18 protein-coding genes are annotated in these 17,102 nt (G+C 55.7%); 12 read left to right on the top strand and 6 right to left on the bottom strand.

The window, feature by feature from the left end:
- Positions 1 to 150 precede the first annotated feature (150 nt).
- Positions 151 to 576 (top strand): GNAT family acetyltransferase, encoded by a 426-nt coding sequence (locus FCL49_RS13440; protein ID WP_061808110.1) that lies wholly within the window; start codon positions 151 to 153, stop codon positions 574 to 576.
- 43 nt (positions 577 to 619) lie between these two features.
- Here the strand turns inward: FCL49_RS13440 and FCL49_RS13435 are convergent, their stop codons facing one another.
- Positions 620 to 1,018, bottom strand: coding sequence for a YgiW/YdeI family stress tolerance OB fold protein (locus FCL49_RS13435; protein WP_174353967.1), 399 nt, complete (start codon positions 1,016 to 1,018; stop codon positions 620 to 622).
- A 174-nt stretch (positions 1,019 to 1,192) separates the two neighbouring features.
- Here FCL49_RS13435 and FCL49_RS13430 point away from each other — a divergent pair, with 174 nt between their 5' ends.
- The 10 genes from FCL49_RS13430 (at position 1,193) to FCL49_RS13385 (ending at position 10,868) form a co-directional block, all read left to right on the top strand.
- Entirely contained in the window at positions 1,193 to 1,657 is a 465-nt protein-coding gene (locus FCL49_RS13430) for a DUF2919 family protein (RefSeq protein WP_174353966.1), read from the top strand.
- Positions 1,658 to 1,790: 133 nt separating this feature from the next.
- On the top strand, positions 1,791 to 2,375 hold the full coding sequence (locus tag FCL49_RS13425; protein WP_174353965.1) for an RpoE-regulated lipoprotein: 585 nt from the start codon (positions 1,791 to 1,793) through the stop codon (positions 2,373 to 2,375).
- A 167-nt stretch (positions 2,376 to 2,542) separates the two neighbouring features.
- Positions 2,543 to 3,442 carry a Dyp-type peroxidase gene (locus tag FCL49_RS13420; RefSeq protein ID WP_174353964.1) on the top strand — a complete coding sequence of 300 codons (900 nt, stop codon included), beginning with the start codon at positions 2,543 to 2,545 and terminating at the stop codon, positions 3,440 to 3,442.
- Positions 3,443 to 3,642: 200 nt separating this feature from the next.
- Positions 3,643 to 4,665, top strand: a complete 1,023-nt coding sequence (locus FCL49_RS13415) for a sulfate ABC transporter substrate-binding protein (RefSeq protein ID WP_012146169.1) — start codon at positions 3,643 to 3,645, stop codon at positions 4,663 to 4,665.
- Positions 4,665 to 5,498: a sulfate/thiosulfate ABC transporter permease CysT gene (gene cysT, locus FCL49_RS13410; RefSeq protein WP_012146168.1), complete on the top strand. Its 834-nt coding sequence runs from the start codon at positions 4,665 to 4,667 to the stop codon at positions 5,496 to 5,498. Before FCL49_RS13415 ends, cysT begins: the two co-directional genes overlap by 1 nt.
- Positions 5,498 to 6,373, top strand: a complete 876-nt coding sequence (gene cysW / locus FCL49_RS13405; protein WP_174353963.1) for a sulfate/thiosulfate ABC transporter permease CysW — start codon at positions 5,498 to 5,500, stop codon at positions 6,371 to 6,373. The genes cysT and cysW overlap by 1 nt, the downstream gene beginning before the upstream one ends.
- Positions 6,363 to 7,451 (top strand): sulfate/thiosulfate ABC transporter ATP-binding protein CysA, encoded by a 1,089-nt coding sequence (cysA, locus tag FCL49_RS13400; RefSeq protein WP_174353962.1) that lies wholly within the window; start codon positions 6,363 to 6,365, stop codon positions 7,449 to 7,451. The genes cysW and cysA overlap by 11 nt, the downstream gene beginning before the upstream one ends.
- An 82-nt stretch (positions 7,452 to 7,533) precedes the next feature.
- Positions 7,534 to 8,415 (top strand): cysteine synthase CysM, encoded by an 882-nt coding sequence (cysM, locus tag FCL49_RS13395; RefSeq protein WP_174353961.1) that lies wholly within the window; start codon positions 7,534 to 7,536, stop codon positions 8,413 to 8,415.
- Positions 8,416 to 8,859: 444 nt separating this feature from the next.
- Positions 8,860 to 9,540, top strand: a complete 681-nt coding sequence (locus tag FCL49_RS13390) for a response regulator transcription factor (protein ID WP_012146164.1) — start codon at positions 8,860 to 8,862, stop codon at positions 9,538 to 9,540.
- Positions 9,541 to 9,545: 5 nt separating this feature from the next.
- Positions 9,546 to 10,868, top strand: a complete 1,323-nt coding sequence (locus FCL49_RS13385; protein WP_174353960.1) for an ATP-binding protein — start codon at positions 9,546 to 9,548, stop codon at positions 10,866 to 10,868.
- Positions 10,869 to 10,944: 76 nt separating this feature from the next.
- Here the strand turns inward: FCL49_RS13385 and crr are convergent, their stop codons facing one another.
- From crr to cysZ, 5 genes are all read right to left on the bottom strand, one after another.
- Positions 10,945 to 11,454 carry a PTS glucose transporter subunit IIA gene (gene crr / locus FCL49_RS13380; RefSeq protein WP_012146162.1) on the bottom strand — a complete coding sequence of 170 codons (510 nt, stop codon included), beginning with the start codon at positions 11,452 to 11,454 and terminating at the stop codon, positions 10,945 to 10,947.
- 49 nt (positions 11,455 to 11,503) lie between these two features.
- Positions 11,504 to 13,231, bottom strand: coding sequence for a phosphoenolpyruvate-protein phosphotransferase PtsI (ptsI, locus tag FCL49_RS13375; RefSeq protein ID WP_135317473.1), 1,728 nt, complete (start codon positions 13,229 to 13,231; stop codon positions 11,504 to 11,506).
- Between the two features lie 46 nt (positions 13,232 to 13,277).
- Positions 13,278 to 13,535, bottom strand: a complete 258-nt coding sequence (gene ptsH, locus FCL49_RS13370; protein WP_004936458.1) for a phosphocarrier protein Hpr — start codon at positions 13,533 to 13,535, stop codon at positions 13,278 to 13,280.
- Positions 13,536 to 13,930: 395 nt separating this feature from the next.
- Positions 13,931 to 14,899 (bottom strand): cysteine synthase A, encoded by a 969-nt coding sequence (gene cysK, locus FCL49_RS13365; protein ID WP_135317472.1) that lies wholly within the window; start codon positions 14,897 to 14,899, stop codon positions 13,931 to 13,933.
- Positions 14,900 to 15,083: 184 nt separating this feature from the next.
- Entirely contained in the window at positions 15,084 to 15,845 is a 762-nt protein-coding gene (gene cysZ, locus FCL49_RS13360) for a sulfate transporter CysZ (RefSeq protein WP_135317471.1), read from the bottom strand.
- 221 nt (positions 15,846 to 16,066) lie between these two features.
- Between cysZ and zipA the strand changes: the two genes are divergently transcribed.
- Entirely contained in the window at positions 16,067 to 17,065 is a 999-nt protein-coding gene (zipA, locus tag FCL49_RS13355) for a cell division protein ZipA (protein WP_174353959.1), read from the top strand.
- Positions 17,066 to 17,102 lie beyond the last annotated feature (37 nt).

The raw sequence follows: 17,102 nt of genomic DNA, 5'->3' as shown, positions 1-17,102 counted from the left end.
CATTAATCGACCTGATAACTATGTCCATTTATTACGCGGGTTACCGACTATTTCTGGATAATTGCTGGGGTAAATCGCAGTTTGATATTGCGTAAGTGAATAATCACGCGATAATCAGATAAACATCTTAATTAACAGCGGCGAACATCGATGGAAATTCGCGTATTTCGACAAGACGACTTTGAAGAAGTCATTACCCTGTGGGAGCGCTGCGATCTGCTGCGACCGTGGAACGATCCCGAGATGGATATCGAGCGTAAACTGAATCACGATCCGGACCTGTTTCTGGTTGCCGAAGTGGGCGGAGAAGTCGTGGGCTCGGTGATGGGCGGTTACGATGGCCATCGCGGTTCGGCGTATTATCTGGGGGTGCATCCTGATTATCGCGGGCGCGGTATTGCCAATGCGTTAATTAACCGTCTGGAGAAGAAGCTGATCGCGCGCGGATGCCCGAAGATCCAGCTGGTGGTGCGTGAAGACAACGACACGGTGATCGAGATGTACGAAAAACTCGGTTACGAGATCCAGAATGTGACCAATCTGGGCAAACGACTGATCGAAGATCAGGAATATTGAGTGGTTATTCGGGCGGTGAAACCTCACCGCCCGTTGCTGCGTGTTAAGGCAGTTTTTTGATGTTCTTCACATCCACTTCCACACTGCTCCAGTCTTTATCCACTTTCCCTTCCAACTGCACTTTATCTTTCGGGGTGATGGTCTGGCCGTTCCAGCGTTTTTTGTCGATCTCCACCGTCAGGGTGCCGCTGGCGTCGCGGAAGGTATAGGTGTCGTCACCAACGCGCTGCTCGATATTGCCCTGCAGCATCACCCAGGTGTCATCGCTCATCGACTTCACCTTGTCTACCGTGGTCAGCGCTGCGCTTGGGCCGGAGAAGCCGCCCTGCTGGGTATTTTGCGTTTGTGTCTGCGGTGCCGCAGGATCGAGGAACCCGCCTTGTTGTGCCAGAACCGGTGCGCTGCACAGAGCGATTAATGCGGCCAGGGTATATTTTTTCATTTGAAGCTTCCTTATCTCAATCGAGAATTAAAGCCCTGCCAATCAGGACTGCTGGTTTGATGGGGTTAAGTAAAGCATGAAAATCTTAAGGGGTTCTTAAGCGGGCACATTGAAAATGCTAAACAGGACTCCCATTTGAAGGAGTAATAAAATGAAATTGGCAAGGAACCGACGTTGAAGTCACTCCCACACCGTTTTTCCCCCGACGATTACGATCATCATGGCGCGCTGCGTTTGCCGCTGTGGTTTTGGGGCGTGCTGGTTTTACAGGCCCGGACCTGGATTTTGTTCGTGATGGCCGGTGCTTCGCGCCAGCAGGGGGAAGGGCTGCTGCAGCTGTTTTATCCTGACACCCAAAGGTTCTGGTACGGCATCATGCTGGGGCTGCCGGCGGCGCTGGCATTTCTGTTGGCTCCACGGTGTCACCAATGGCCGCGATTGTGGCGCGCCTGGCGTTGGGTGCTTTGCCTCTCGCTACTGGCGGCACTGGGCGGTTCGGTGTTCAACCTGTGGCAACAGGCCGACAATCAGCCACCGCTGGATGCTGTCCTGATACTGCTTGATGCATTGGCCCTGGCCTATTTGTTGCTGAACCAGCGGCTAAAAGCCTGCTTTACCGTACAGAACGAAGCCGGGTAATTGCCGCCTGCGGCGGCACTTTTCCTATTTTCTGCACTCCAAGCTCGCAACCGATGGCGAAGCGTGGGCAGTTGTGAGAGGCTGGCACGCAGCAAAACGCCGGGCCCATGCCTTTGATGTTAAGGAGCTAGAGATGAATATTCGCCCACTATTGTTAGGGCTCCCGCTGTTACTGACTGGCTGTTCGACGATGTCGAACTTCTCCTGGTCGAGCCTGTCGCCGCTTAACTGGTTTGACAGCAGCCTTGAGGTCAGCGCCAAGGGCGTTGGCGATTTGAACGCCGGCACCCCGATGTCGGAAAGCGCCATCAACGACGGCTTGAAAGGCGATTACCGCCTGCGCGGCGGCATGGCCACCAGCCAGGGCCAGATAGTTTCTTACTATCAGGCGATGGACGGCAATGACGTGAAACTGGTGATCACCGGTGAACCCAAGGGCCACGTGCAACGGGTGGACGTGATGGACAGCAAGGTGGCGACCGAGTGGGGCAGCAAACTTGGTACGCCGTTCAGCGATCTGTACAGCAAAGCGTTCGGTGCCTGTAAACCGGCCGACGGCGACGATGCCGGCAAAGTGGAGTGTGTGGCGGAGCAGAGCAAGTACGTGACCTACATCTTCAGCGGCAAGTGGGCTGGCCAGCAGGACATCATCCCACCGGATGACACGCTGAAAAGCTGGACGATCAGCAAGATCATCTGGCACGCTAAACCTCAGTAAGCCTTTCTTTTTGGGCGCCCGATTTGCGGCGCCCCAGCTCCCTTCATCTCGACGGATATCCTTATTTTCTTTGCGTTCGGGCAAGGCAATGACCCTTGCTTGCGGTATGATGCTGCGCATTCGTAACAGGCTACTGTTACCCGATTCTGCTATTGAGGATAACGACAATGACACAGGTTCAGAGCGGCATTTTGCTGGAACACTGCCGTTTCGCCATTTTTATGGAAGCCACGGTACAGGGCGAATTTGCCGAACTCCGTCAGGGCTGCAAGCAGTTTTGCCAGACGTTGAGCGAGCTGCAACAGCAGTTCCCCGATGCGCATTTGGGCGCGGTGGTTGCCTTTGGCTATGACGTTTGGCATGACCTGTCCAGCGGTCAGGGCGCCAAAGAGCTGAAGCCATTCACCCCGCTCGGCAAAGGGCTGGCACCGGCCACCCAGCGTGACCTGCTGATCCATATTCAATCCCTGCGTCATGATGTTAACTTCACGCTGGCCCAGGCCGCGCTGGCGGCGTTCGGCAACGCCATCAAAATTGAAGAAGAAACCCACGGTTTCCGCTGGGTGGAAGAGCGTGACCTGAGCGGCTTTATCGACGGCACGGAAAACCCGCAGGGCGACAAGCGACCGGAAGTGGCGGTGATTGCCGAAGGCGAAGAAGACGCAGGCGGCAGCTACGTGCTGGTGCAGCGTTATGAACACAACCTGCGTCAGTGGCAGCGTTTCACCACCGAACAGCAGGAGCAGATTATCGGCCGTACCAAACATGACAGCGAAGAACTGCCGCCGGAGCAACGCCCGGACACCTCGCACGTCAGCCGCGTTGATCTGAAAGAAGAGGGCAAGGGCCTGAAGATCCTGCGCCAAAGCCTGCCTTACGGCACCGCCAGCGGCAAGCACGGGCTATATTTCATCGCCTACTGCGCGCGCCTGCACAACATCGAAAAGCAACTGCTGAGCATGTTCGGCGATCTGGACGGCAAACGCGACGCGATGCTGCGTTTCAGCCGTGCGGTGACCGGCAGTTATTACTTTGCGCCATCACTGACGCGTTTGCTGTCGCTGTAACACCTTTACCGGGGTTGGCTACGCCTGCTCCGGTTTTACTTCCCCCTCTGCCATGCCGCTCCGTTCCTGCCTTATAGCGTTTGATGCTTGAAAATCACTAAACGGTATATAAAAGCGTTACAGCTCCGCACCTAGTTATAAATACACTGGTCAACATCAGGGCGAAAGCCCGACGGAATGACTCAGTAATAAGGTGCACAATGAAACAAACGCGGGTTAAAAATATCGTACTGAAAGGATGGTTGGCGGCGGCGCTGTTAGCCAGCGGCCCGCTGTCGGCAACGGAATTGCTGAACAGCTCCTATGACGTTTCCCGTGAATTGTTTACCGCGCTGAACCCAGGTTTTGAGCAGCAATGGAACCAGCAGCATCCGGGCGACAAGCTGACCATCAAGCAATCCCACGCCGGCTCTTCCAAGCAGGCGCTGGCGATCCTGCAGGGTTTGCGCGCCGATGTCGTGACCTACAACCAGGTGACCGACGTGCAGATCCTGCACGATCGCGGCCAACTGATCCCGGCTGACTGGCAGACCCGTTTACCGAACAACAGCTCACCTTTCTATTCCACCATGGCTTTCCTGGTGCGTAAGGACAATCCAAAAGGCATTCATAACTGGAATGATTTGGTGCGTGACGACGTGAAGCTGGTGTTCCCGAACCCGAAAACCTCCGGTAACGGCCGTTATACCTATCTGGCCGCCTGGGGTGCCGCCAACCAGGCGGATGGCAATGACCAAGCCAAAACCCGCGCCTTTATGACCCGTTTTCTGAAAAACGTGCTGGTGTTTGACACTGGCGGCCGCGGCGCGACCACTACCTTCGTGGAACGTGGCCTGGGTGACGTGCTGATCAGCTTTGAGTCGGAAGTGAACAATATTCGCAAGCAGTATGGCGAAGACAAATACGAGGTGATCGTGCCGCCGGTCGATATTCTGGCGGAGTTCCCGGTGGCCTGGGTCGATAAAAACGTGGCAAGAAATGGCACCGAACAGGCGGCCAAGGATTACCTTAATTATCTCTACAGCCCGGCAGCGCAGCAGGTGATCACCAGCTACTACTACCGTGTTTACGACAAGCAGGCGATGGCCGCGGCCAAAGGCCAGTTCCCGGAGACCAAGCTGTTCCGGGTGGAAGATCAGTTTGGCGGTTGGCCGCAGGTGATGAAAACGCATTTCTCCACCGGTGGTGAGTTGGATCAACTGTTAGCCGCAGGGCATAAGTAATGTTGTCGTTGACCAGCAAGCGGGTTCTGCCTGGGTTCGGCCTCAGTCTGGGGAGCAGCCTGTTTTATACCTGCCTGATCCTGCTGTTGCCGCTCAGCGCGTTGGTGATGCAGTTGGCGCAGATGAGCCTGGCGCAGTATTGGGAAGTGATTTCCAACCCGCAGGTGGTGGCGGCTTATAAAGTCACGCTGCTGGCGGCGGGCGTTGCCAGCCTGTTTAACGCGGTGTTTGGCATGCTGATGGCCTGGATCCTGACCCGCTATCGTTTTCCCGGTCGCACGCTGTTGGACGGTCTGATCGATCTGCCGTTTGCACTGCCGACGGCGGTAGCCGGCCTGACGCTGGCGGGGCTGTTTTCCACCACTGGCTGGTATGGCCAATGGCTGGCGCATTTCGACATCAAAGTGACTTTTACCTGGCTCGGCATTGCCGTAGCGATGGCGTTTACCAGCTTGCCGTTCGTGGTGCGCACTGTTCAGCCGGTACTGGAAGAACTGGGGCCGGAATACGAAGAAGCGGCAGAAACCCTGGGCGCGACACGCTGGCAGAGCTTTCGCCGTGTGGTCATCCCCGAGCTGGCACCGGCGCTGTTGGCCGGTACGGCGATCTCCTTTACCCGCAGCCTGGGCGAGTTTGGCGCGGTGATCTTTATCGCCGGCAACATCGCCTGGAAGACGGAAGTGACCTCGCTGATGATTTTTGTTCGTTTGCAGGAATTTGATTATCCGGCGGCCAGTGCGATTGCTTCGGTGATCCTGGCGGCCTCGCTGCTGTTGCTGTTCAGCATTAACGTTCTGCAGAGCCGCTTTGGCCGACGTATCGGGGGGCACTGATGGCGGATATCTCTGAGTTTAACGGCGTCGAACGCCCGCGCGTCAACTGGGGCAAGTGGACGCTGATCGGTATCGGCGTGCTGTTTTCGGTATTGCTGCTGGTGGTGCCGATCATTTCGATTTTCGCCGAGGCCTTTTCCAAAGGGATGGGTGTGATGTGGGGCAACCTGGTCGATCACGACATGTTGCACGCTATCTGGCTGACGGTGCTGATTGCTTTGATTACCGTGCCGTTCAACCTGATTTTCGGCACCTTGCTGGCCTGGCTGGTGACGCGTTTCACCTTCCCCGGCCGCCAACTGTTGCTGACGCTGATCGACATCCCGTTCGCCGTTTCACCGGTGGTTGCGGGGCTGATTTACCTGCTGTTCTACGGCAGTAATGGCCTGCTGGGCGGTTGGCTGGATGCGCATAATATCCAGCTGATGTTCTCCTGGCCGGGCATGGTGCTGGTGACCATTTTCGTGACCTGTCCGTTCGTGGTACGTGAGCTGGTGCCGATGATGCTCAGCCAGGGCAGTCAGGAAGACGAGGCCGCCATTTTGCTGGGCGCTTCCGGTTGGCAGATGTTCCGCCGGGTGACGTTGCCCAACATTCGCTGGGCGTTGTTGTACGGCGTGGTATTGACCAACGCGCGCGCCATCGGTGAGTTCGGCGCGGTATCGGTAGTGTCCGGTTCTATTCGCGGTGAGACTTTCAGCCTGCCGCTGCAGGTTGAGTTATTGCAACAGGATTACAACACGGTCGGTTCTTTTACCGCCGCCGGTTTGCTGACCCTGATGGCGATAGTGACCCTATTTTTGAAGAGTGGCCTGCAATGGCGTCTGGAACGTCAGAATGCACGTCTCGAGCGGGAGGAAAATCATGAGCATTGAGATTAACGGTATCAATAAATTTTTCGGTCGTACCAAGGTATTGAACGATATCTCGCTCGATATTGCCTCCGGTGAGATGGTGGCGCTGCTGGGGCCGTCCGGCTCCGGTAAAACCACGCTGCTGCGTATTATCGCTGGGCTGGAAAGCCAGAGCGGCGGCAAGCTGGGCTTCCACGGCACCGACGTCAGCCACGTGCATGCACGCGATCGCCGGGTGGGCTTCGTGTTCCAGCATTACGCGCTGTTCCGCCACATGACGGTGTTCGATAACATCGCCTTTGGCCTGACCGTGCTGCCGCGCCGTGAGCGCCCGAATGCCGCGGCGATCAAACAAAAAGTGACCCAGCTGCTGGAAATGGTGCAGTTGGCCCATTTGGCTAACCGTTATCCGTCACAGCTTTCCGGTGGCCAGAAACAGCGCGTGGCATTGGCGCGTGCTCTGGCGGTCGAACCGCAAATTCTGTTGCTGGACGAACCCTTCGGTGCGCTGGATGCGCAGGTGCGTAAAGAGCTGCGCCGCTGGTTGCGTCAACTGCATGAAGAGCTGAAATTCACCAGCGTGTTCGTTACCCACGATCAGGAAGAGGCGATGGAAGTGGCCGACCGCATCGTGGTGATGAGCCAGGGCAATATTGAGCAGGTTGGTTCGCCGGAAGAGATTGTACGTGAACCGGCCAGCCGCTTCGTGCTGGAATTTATGGGCGAAGTAAACCGTCTGAGCGGCGAGATCCGCGGTTCTCAGCTGTTCGTCGGTGCGCACCAGTGGCCGCTGTCGTTCCAGCCAATGCATCAGGGCCGCGTGGACTTGTTCCTGCGCCCGTGGGAAATGGAAGTGGGTACCGAGAGCAGCGACCGCTGTCCGTTGCCGGTGCAGGTGCTGGAAGTCAGCCCACGCGGCCATTTCTGGCAGATGACCGTACAGCCGATCGGCTGGCATCAGGAACCGGTCAGCGTGGTGCTGCCGGATGGCAACGAACCGCCGGTACGCGGTGGCCGTTACTACGTTGGCAGCCTGAATGCGCGCCTGTACGCCGGTGATCAACTGCTACAACCTGTTGCGTTAGCTAAAAGCGCCTGATAGTTTTTAGCCCCCAACAGAATTTTAAAGGCAACCCCGGGGTTGCCTTTTTACTTTTCGCACTTCAACACAGGCAAAGATCGTGACAACGCTCGAACAATGCATCGGTAATACCCCGCTGGTAAAATTACAACTTCTGGCTACAGGCCTGGGCAGCGAGGTCTGGCTCAAACTGGAAGGCAATAACCCGGCCGGTTCGGTGAAAGATCGCGCCGCGCTGGCGATGATCCAGCAGGCGGAGCTACGCGGTGAGATAAAGCCCGGCGATCGGTTAATCGAGGCCACCAGTGGTAACACCGGTATTGCGCTGGCGATGATAGCGGCACTGAAAGGCTATTCGATGACCTTGCTGATGCCGGAAAACATGAGCCAGGAACGTCAGGCGGCGATGCGTGCCTACGGTGCAGAGTTGATCCTGGTCAGCCGCGAACTGGGGATGGAAGGCGCACGCGATCTGGCACTGGAAATGCAGAGTCAGGGGCAGGGCAAGGTGCTGGATCAGTTCAATAATCTTGACAACCCTTACGCTCACTTCACCACCACCGGCCCGGAAATCTGGCAGCAGAGCCATCAGCGGGTGACCCATTTTGTTTCCAGCATGGGCACCACCGGCACCATTACCGGTGTGGGCGGCTATCTGAAGAGCCAAAACCCGCAGGTGCAGATTATTGGCCTGCAACCGGCGGAAGGCAGCAGTATTCCCGGCATTCGCCGCTGGGCACCGGCTTATATGCCGGGGATCTTCCGGCCGGACCTGGTGGATCAGGTGCTGGACATCGAACAAACCGACGCTGAACAAACCATGCGTCAGTTGGCGCAGCGCGAAGGTATATTCTGCGGCGTCAGCTCCGGCGGGGCAGTCGCTGGTGCGCTGCGGATTGCGGCAGCCAATCCGGGCAGCGTGATTGTGGCTATCATCTGTGATCGCGGCGATCGCTATCTCTCCACCGGCGTTTTTGCCTAACCGTTATTTCCTTTCCAACGCCTGTATCGAGTCCATCCCGGTGGCTTGTTGCGCCGGGATGAAATCAAAATTCCGCCAATACCCTTTCTACGTCTCTCAGAGCGTTCTAGCGGGTTAAGTCGTCAGTCTCGGCCCACCATTGCCTTTTATGCTGTTAATCGCCCAGCGCCTTTATCTGGCCCGATTTTGGACCACCAGGGTGATATAAAGAGAATTTCTTCGCCGCCTGGTGACCTGAAGTAGAGAAATAAGGCGATAGCGACCACAATAACGGTGGGCTTCCCTGGCATAAAAGCGCGGCAAAAATCTGTGGGCACCAATTTAACGCGCCGTCGACCGGGCTGAGGTTAAGTGGCGTTCGGGAATATGTAAGGATTGAGTAAAACCGGCTGCGAAGCAGACAAATAGGCGTGAAAATGACGAAAATCCGCGAAGGAGCAAGGCATGAAAATTTTATTGGTCGATGATGACCTCGAACTCGGCACCATGCTGAGCGAATACCTGACCGGCGAAGGCTTTAACGCCACGCTGGTGCTGACCGGCAAGGCCGGGGTGGAAGGCGCGTTGTCGGGTGATTACACCGCGATGATCCTCGACATCATGCTGCCGGACATGAGCGGCATCGACGTGCTGCGCGACGTGCGTAAAAAGAGCCGCATGCCGATCATCATGCTGACGGCCAAGGGCGATAACATCGATCGGGTTATCGGTCTGGAAATGGGCGCAGACGATTATATGCCCAAGCCGTGCTATCCCCGCGAACTGGTGGCGCGCCTGCGTGCAGTACTGCGCCGCTTCGACGAGCGCCCGGATGAGGTGGATGACGAGATTGCGATTAATTTCGGCGAGCTGACCCTTAACCCATCAACCCGCAGCAGCGAATGGCGCGGCAAGGCGTTTGATCTGACCGCTTCCGAATTCAACCTGTTGGAGCTGCTGCTGCGCGCGCCGGAGCGTGTGGTATCAAAAGACGAGCTGTCAGAAAAAGGTTTAGGCCGTCCGCGGGAAGCCTATGACCGCAGCGTTGACGTACATATCAGCAATATCCGCCAGAAGCTGGGGGCGTTGACGGACAACGCGCTCAGCATTGAGACGGTGCGCAGCATCGGCTACCGCATCCGATAATGCCTATGCGTGGAAGACTGTTCTGGAAAATCCTGCTCGGCTTCTGGCTGACTTTTATCATCATGACTCAGGCGCTGTGGGTCGCTTTTTCCTTGTATGGCGATCGTTACGAGCCACCGGAAAACGCCATGGCCCGGCGGGTGGTCACGCTGCAATTGACGTCGGCCGCCACTCAGTTGCGCAGCGGCGGAATGCTCGCGTTGGATGCCATGCTGAAAGACTGGTCTGATGATGACCGGCGTCTGTTGACCGTGACCCCACTGGACAAACCGCCTGCGCCGGTAGCTGAGGAGCCGGTGTTTGAGAGCCGCCGGATGCCGAAAGCAGTCACCGCCTGGGTTGAGGTCGAGGGCGGCAAGGGCTATTGGCTGAGTTACGATATGCGTGGCCTGCGGGAAGAGTATCGGCCGAAAAAGCGTTCGCATTTCTTCAATATTCCTGCACCGATGCTTTGGGTTGGGGGGCTGGCAGGGCTGTTGTTCAGCGCGGTACTGGCCTGGAACCTCACCCGGCCGATGCGCAGGCTGCGTGACGGTTTTGATCGCGTGGCGCAGGGCGACCTGTCGGTGCGTCTGTTCCCGGCAATGCGCCGACGGCATGACGAGCTTTCCGAGGTGGCGCGTGACTTTGACAGCATGGCCGAAAGGCTGGAGCTGTTGGTCAGCGCCCGTGAACAGTTGCTGCATGACGTTTCGCACGAACTGCGTTCGCCGCTGGCCCGCTTGCAATTAGCCATCGGCCTGGCACGGCAAAATGCGGGTAACGTAGAGAACTCGTTACAGCGCATTGAGCACGAAGCGGGGCGGCTGGATAAAATGATCGGTGAACTGTTGGCGCTGTCGCGTACCGAGAGCAGTAACCTGCCGGATGAAGAGTATTTCGACCTGTATGGGCTGGTGGACGCGGTGGTGAGTGATGCGCGCTACGAGGCACAGATACCAGGGGTGGAAATCGTGCTGCAGGCCAGTTCGGACGTGGATTACACCGTCAAGGGCAATGCCGAACTGATGCGGCGAGCGGTGGATAATATCGTGCGTAATGCGTTGCGTTTCTCCAGCCACGGGCAGCGGGTGACGGTGGTGCTGACGCGTATTGAGCAACTGTTCCAGATTGAGGTCAGCGATCAGGGGCCAGGTGTGGAAGAGTCGAAACTTTCCAGTATTTTTGATCCGTTCGTCAGGGTGAAATCGGCGATGTCGGGCAAGGGTTATGGGCTGGGGCTGGCGATCACCCGCAAGGTGGTTCTGGCGCACGGTGGCCAGGTTGAAGCGCGCAACGGTGAACGGGAAGGGCTGGTGATTACCCTGCGAATTCCGCGCTGGAGTTAATTGTTGTTGCGATTGGCTTGAATGGCAGAGATAAAAAAAACGGCGCCGAGGGCGCCGTTCTTGCGTTCATTCGCTATTACTTCTTGATGCGAATGATCGGGGTCTCACCGACGGTGACGTTACCGGTCAGTTTGATCAGTTCTTTAATCTCGTCCATGTTGGAGATAACCACCGGCGTCAGGATAGACTTGGCTTTCTCTTCCAGCAGGGCCAGATTGAACTCGATAACCACATCACCTTTCTTGACGCGCTGGCCTTCTTCAGCGATGCGTTTGAAGCCTTCGCCTTTCAGTTCAACGGTGTCGATACCGAAGTGGACAAACAGCTCGATGCCGCTGTCGGATTCGATAGAGAAAGCATGGTTGGTTTCGAAAATTTTACCGATGGTGCCGTCAACCGGAGCAACCATTTTGTTGCCCGTTGGTTTGATGGCAATGCCGTCGCCAACGATTTTTTCAGCGAATACTACGTCAGGTACATCTTCGATATTAACGATTTCGCCAGAAAGTGGAGCTACGATCTCGATAGTGCCCGTGTCTTTCTTGTCATCAGAAACCAGAGATTTCAATTTATCGAACAAACCCATGATCTTCTCCTAAGCATTAAATTGGGCGGCGTTCCAGTGTCGTGGAAGTTTAGCAGAGCGTCTTTTCTTCGATGAATTTATTCACGCAATTCATCAGATCTTGCGCCGTTGGCTGTGCCAAGGCTTGCGCTGCCAACGCCTTCACATCTTCGAAATTAGTATTACGTATAATTTTCTTGATGCGCGGGATTGAAATCGCACTCATGCTGAACTCATCCAGCCCCATGCCCAATAACAACAGTGTAGCACGCTCATCGCCAGCCAGTTCACCGCACATGCCGGTCCACTTGCCTTCTGCGTGAGATGCATCAATAACCTGTTTGATCAGGCCAAGCACTGATGGGGACATCGGGTTATAGAGATGAGAAATCAGCTCGTTGCCGCGATCTACCGCCAGAGTATACTGGGTTAGATCGTTTGTCCCAATACTAAAGAAGTCGACTTCTTTCGCCAGGTGATGAGCAATCACCGCCGCGGCAGGTGTTTCCACCATCACGCCCACTTCAATTGTTTCGTCAAACGCCTTGGCTTCTTCACGCAATTGCGCTTTCAGCGTTTCGATTTCGCCTTTCAGATCGCGAACTTCTTCTACCGAAATGATCATCGGGAACATGATGCGCAATTTGCCGAACGCTGAGGCGCGCAGGATGGCACGCAGCTGGGCGTGCAGGATTTCTCTGCGATCCATGGCGATACGGATGGCGCGCCAGCCGAGGAACGGGTTCTCTTCTTTCGGCAGGTTCATGTACGGCAGGTCTTTGTCACCGCCGATATCCATGGTGCGTACGATCACGGCCTGTGAGCCTACGGCTTCCGCAACGGCTTTATAAGCCTGGAACTGCTCGTCTTCGGTTGGCAGTGAGTCGCGGTCCATGAACAGGAATTCGGTACGATACAGGCCGACACCTTCAGAGCCGTTGCGCTCTGCACCTGCGACGTCGCGCACGGTGCCGATGTTGGCACAGACTTCAACCTGATGACCGTCCAGCGTAATTGCCGGCAGGTCTTTCAGCTTGGCCAGATCGTTTTTCTCGGTGAGGTACTGGTTCTGTTCGGCTTTCAGCTGATCGATAACGTCAGCGGTTGGGTTAACGTAAATTTTATTGTTAACCGCGTCCAGAATCAGGTAATCGTCGTTCTTCACCTGCTTGGTCACGTCGCTGGTGCCCACGATTGCCGGCAATTCCAGGGAGCGTGCCATGATGGAGGTGTGTGAAGTACGGCCGCCGAGATCGGTGATGAAGCCCAGAACCTTGTCCAGGTTCAACTGCGCGGTCTCAGACGGGGTCAAATCGGTAGCAACCAGGATCACTTCGTCCTGAATTGAGCTCAGATCGACGATAGCCAGGCCCAGAATGTTCTGCAGCAGGCGTTTACCGATGTCACGCACGTCGGCCGCGCGCTCTTTCAGGTACTCATCGTCGAGTTCTTCCAGCGCTTTCGCCTGGCCTTCGATGATGGTGTAGGCAGCCGCGTCCGCAGAAGCCAGATCGTCTTTGATTAGGGCTATGATTTCCTGCTCAAGCTCTTCGTCTTCCAACAGCATGATATGGCCTTCGAAGATAGCTTCTTTCTCTTCGCCGAAGGTTTCGCCAGCTTTGGTCTTGATCGCTTCCAACTGCACGGATGCCTTGGCGCGGCCATCAAGAAAACGTTGGACTTCCTGCTCTACAGCGTCTGCAGAGATTTTCTTCCGGTTGATGACAATTTCATCTTCTTTCAGTAGGAGAGCCTTACCAAAAGCGATACCCGGTGATACTAAAATGCCTGAAATCATAACCCTACCTTACTCTTGACTGGTGTTAACTAAGAAGACGGGCCGATTACTCAAGCTCTGCCATCAGTTTTACCAAGTGTTCAACGGCTTTCTGCTCGTCTTCACCTTCAGCGGAGATGGTCACTACGGTCCCTTGAGTCAGCCCCAGAGTTTGCAGTTTGAACAGGCTTTTGGCGCTGGCGCTTTTACCGTTAGAGGTCACGGTGATGTCAGACGTGAAGCCTTTGGCTTCTTTCACGAACTGAGCGGCAGGGCGAGTGTGCAGACCATTCGGAGCGGTAATAGTAACTTCTTGCTGGAACATTGATGTTTCCCCAACTTATTGGTGTGTTGTGGAGCTAAAGTTTAGCCCAAGGGTATGACTTTAGCTTGTCTGGTTAGCGCCTGACTATGGTACAGGGGCGAGCATTGATGCAACAGAAAACGACGACTTTGGCACTTCAGATCAAAAAACCTGGCTTCTACCGTCGTTTAAATCCGCTCTCCATTATGCCGTGTTTACCGCATCCGCGACAAACGAGTAAATCGATTCAGCCTAAACAACGAATGGAGGGTGATTAATTTCGCGCATCGAAATAATGCACCGTTAAATACTAAAGCTGGCGGGTAAAATCAATCTTCGACTGCTATAAACTTTGATCCAGTCCACAAAAAAGCACCCCGTAAGGTGCTTTTTTAGCGATTAGTGCGCGGCTGGCACTACTGTTGCAATTCTTGTTCGGTGAACAAATCGGCGAACAGGGCGGTGCTCAAATAGCGCTCGCCGGAGGAAGGTAATATCACCACGATGGTTTTATCGGCGAACTCTGGTTCTTCAGCCAGTTTCACCGCTGCGGCCACGGCGGCACCGGAGGAAATACCCGCCAGAATGCCTTCTTCGTCCATCAGGCGGCGCGCCATGCTGATGGCTTCGTCGTTGGTGATTTGCTCGACACGATCAACCAGGTCGAGATCCAGGTTGCCGGGGATAAAGCCTGCGCCGATGCCCTGAATTTTGTGCGGGCCCGGTTTGATTTCTTCACCGGCCAGCGCCTGGGTGATCACCGGTGAGTCGGTAGGTTCTACCGCCACGGTGGTAATCGCCTTGCCTTTGGTGTTCTTGATATAGCGGCTGACACCGGTCAGCGTACCGCCGGTACCGACGCCAGAGATGAAAACGTCAACTTCGCCATCGGTATCTTCCCAGATTTCCGGGCCGGTGGTTTGTTCGTGGATCGCCGGGTTGGCCGGATTGCTGAACTGCTGCAGGATAAGGTAGCGGTTGGGATCGGTGGCGACAATTTCTTCCGCCTTGGCGATCGCGCCCTTCATGCCTTTAGCGCCTTCGGTCAGCACCAGGTTGGCGCCCAGTGCCTTGAGCAGTTTGCGGCGTTCGATGCTCATGGTTTCCGGCATGGTCAGCGTCAGCTTATAGCCGCGTGCGGCAGCGACGAAGGCCAGGGCGATACCGGTGTTGCCGCTGGTTGGCTCCACCAGTTCTTTGCCGGCGACCAGGACACCGCGTTTTTCTGCGTCCCAAATCATATTGGCACCGATGCGGCATTTGACGCTAAAGCTCGGGTTGCGTGATTCAACCTTGGCCAGAATGCGTCCGTTGCCGATACGGTTCAGACGAACCAGCGGCGTATGGCCGATCGTTAATGAGTTGTCTTCATATATCTTGCTCATAGCCCGTCCTTTAACTCTATGAAAAATGTGGGGAACGTCGAAAGCATACGCTAACAGTACCGGCAGGGAAGTAAAGAATTGGTATATCTATATGTTATTAGGAAATAAGTTTTAAGCACAAGGATAAGGGCGCAAATTGCGCGCCCTGTCGAAGAATTAATCGTAATGCGGCCGATAAAACGGCTCAGGAACGAACGAATTGTGGGCGGTAACGATCAACCCACATCGCCGTGGCGCCGCAAACCGCGACCGGCAGGATCACCAGATTGAGGATTGGGATCATGGTAAACAGGCTGACCATGGCGCCAAACTGCAAATTGTCGGTCTTATGCTGGCGCAGTGCGCGGCGCATATCGGCGAAGCTCACCTTGTGGTTATCGAACGGATAGTCGCAATACTGGATTGCCAGCATCCAGGCGCTGAACAGGAACCACAGCACCGGCGCCACCGTCTGGCCAATGCCCGGAATGAAATAGAGTATCAGCAGCAACAATGCGCGCGGCAGGTAGTAGGCCAGCTTGCGCCATTCACGCGCCATAATGCGCGGCAAATCTTTCACGATGCCAAAGATACCGGTGTCCGGCAGCGGTTTGCCGGTCAGGCTGCCTTCCAACTGCTCGGCCAGCAGGCCGCAGAAGGGGGCGGCAATCAGGTTGGTGATGGTGCTGAACAGATAGCTGAACACCAGCAGCACGGAAATGACCGCCAGCGGCCACAGTAAATAGCTCAGCCACTGCAACCAGGTGGGAACATGGCTCATCATGCTGGGGATCCAGTCGCCGAGCTGACTGAACAGCCACCAGAAGGCGGATCCCATCAGCAATACGTTGACCAGCAATGGCAATACTACATAGCGTTTAATCCCCGGGCGTGAAATCAGGCGCCAGCCTTCGGCAAAATAATGCAGGCCGCTGGTGGAGTGGGAAGGTGACTGCGTATAGGACATATCTTAAGTTATCTCTTTGTCTGAACAGGCTTAGCTATCATATCGGGATGATTTTCTACTGGCTAGGGTGACATTGGCTGAAAAAACAGCAAAAAAAGGCAGTATAATCATCTTTATTGGCATAAAGTTCAGCACGGACTTGCACTTGTGTGCTCGGGCAAATAGAGTTAAAGAGTGAATGTTTGCCGCGGTGGCAATGTATTGGAACAACAGAGATAGCAATGATGCAGGATTTGCGTCTGATATTAATCGTTGTTGGCGCGATCGCCATAATAGCGTTGTTATTGCACGGTCTTTGGACCAGTCGTAAGGAACGCTCATCGCTTTTTCGCGATCGCCCAGCCAAACGTTCCAAAAAGGAACGTGAACAATCCCCGATCGACGAACTCGATGAAGGTGTGGGGGAGGTACGTGTACGCTCCGCTCACCCGGAAGACGAGCCGTCCTTTGGTCATTTTGATGCCGCTCGCGAAGAACCCGTGGTTGCGCCCAAGCCTGCTCCGGCGGCTGAGCCAGCACCGCGTGCCGTTCAACCGGCTGCCCATCAGACTCCGCCACCGCTGTCCCAGCGGCCGGATTATGATGACATCCTGTTGGACAACTACGCGCAGGACGAAGACGACGAGCCGCAGCAGCCTGCGCCACGCCGTGAACCGCGCGTTGACGATCTCCCGCCTGTGGCACCTGCAGCAGAGCCGGCGTTCCATGCCGAACCTGTTCATCAGCCGCAGCCGGAAGTGAAACCAGCGGTGGCGCACGAGCCTCAGCCTGCTCCAGCTGCCATCAAACCGGCAAAACTGAAAGAAACCGTACTGGTGCTGCACGTTACCGCACATCAGGGTGGCGTGATCGGCGGCGAAATTCTGCTGCAGAGCGTGCTGCAGGCGGGCTTCCAGTTTGGTGAAATGGGCATCTTCCATCGCCATATCAGCCCTGCGGGCAGCGGTCCTGTGCTGTTCAGCCTGGCGAATATGGTTAAGCCAGGGTCCTTTGATCCTGAGATGATGTCTGATTTCTCTACGCCGGGCGTGTCGATGTTCATGATGGTGCCGTCTTATGGCGACGCTAATCAGAACTTCAAGCTGATGCTGCAGTCGGCACAGCGGATCGCCGACGATGTGGGCGGTGTGGTGCTGGACGATGAGCGCCGCATGATGACCCCGCAGAAGCTGGAAACCTACAAAGCGCGCCTTCGTGAAGTGTTGGAAAACAACGCCTGATCGACGGCCACGCGCACTGAACATCCGTAACAACAAA

It is taken from the genome of Serratia proteamaculans (assembly GCF_013337185.1).
GTDB lineage: Bacteria > Pseudomonadota > Gammaproteobacteria > Enterobacterales > Enterobacteriaceae > Serratia > Serratia proteamaculans_D.
The sequence above is the reverse complement of the archived record's forward strand: the minus strand, read 5'-3'. Positions and strand labels throughout refer to the sequence as shown.

Coding starts and splice junctions, on each gene's coding strand:
- zipA (WP_174353959.1), top strand. CDS start 16,067: ATGATGCAGGATTTGCGTCTGATATTAATCGTTGTTGGCGCGATCGCC.
- crr (WP_012146162.1), bottom strand. CDS start 11,454: ATGGGTTTGTTCGATAAATTGAAATCTCTGGTTTCTGATGACAAGAAA.
- cysK (WP_135317472.1), bottom strand. CDS start 14,899: ATGAGCAAGATATATGAAGACAACTCATTAACGATCGGCCATACGCCG.
- ptsI (WP_135317473.1), bottom strand. CDS start 13,231: ATGATTTCAGGCATTTTAGTATCACCGGGTATCGCTTTTGGTAAGGCT.
- FCL49_RS13440 (WP_061808110.1), top strand. CDS start 151: ATGGAAATTCGCGTATTTCGACAAGACGACTTTGAAGAAGTCATTACC.
- cysT (WP_012146168.1), top strand. CDS start 4,665: ATGTTGTCGTTGACCAGCAAGCGGGTTCTGCCTGGGTTCGGCCTCAGT.
- cysW (WP_174353963.1), top strand. CDS start 5,498: ATGGCGGATATCTCTGAGTTTAACGGCGTCGAACGCCCGCGCGTCAAC.
- FCL49_RS13415 (WP_012146169.1), top strand. CDS start 3,643: ATGAAACAAACGCGGGTTAAAAATATCGTACTGAAAGGATGGTTGGCG.
- ptsH (WP_004936458.1), bottom strand. CDS start 13,535: ATGTTCCAGCAAGAAGTTACTATTACCGCTCCGAATGGTCTGCACACT.
- cysZ (WP_135317471.1), bottom strand. CDS start 15,845: ATGTCCTATACGCAGTCACCTTCCCACTCCACCAGCGGCCTGCATTAT.
- FCL49_RS13385 (WP_174353960.1), top strand. CDS start 9,546: ATGCGTGGAAGACTGTTCTGGAAAATCCTGCTCGGCTTCTGGCTGACT.
- FCL49_RS13420 (WP_174353964.1), top strand. CDS start 2,543: ATGACACAGGTTCAGAGCGGCATTTTGCTGGAACACTGCCGTTTCGCC.
- FCL49_RS13425 (WP_174353965.1), top strand. CDS start 1,791: ATGAATATTCGCCCACTATTGTTAGGGCTCCCGCTGTTACTGACTGGC.
- FCL49_RS13390 (WP_012146164.1), top strand. CDS start 8,860: ATGAAAATTTTATTGGTCGATGATGACCTCGAACTCGGCACCATGCTG.
- cysA (WP_174353962.1), top strand. CDS start 6,363: ATGAGCATTGAGATTAACGGTATCAATAAATTTTTCGGTCGTACCAAG.
- FCL49_RS13435 (WP_174353967.1), bottom strand. CDS start 1,018: ATGAAAAAATATACCCTGGCCGCATTAATCGCTCTGTGCAGCGCACCG.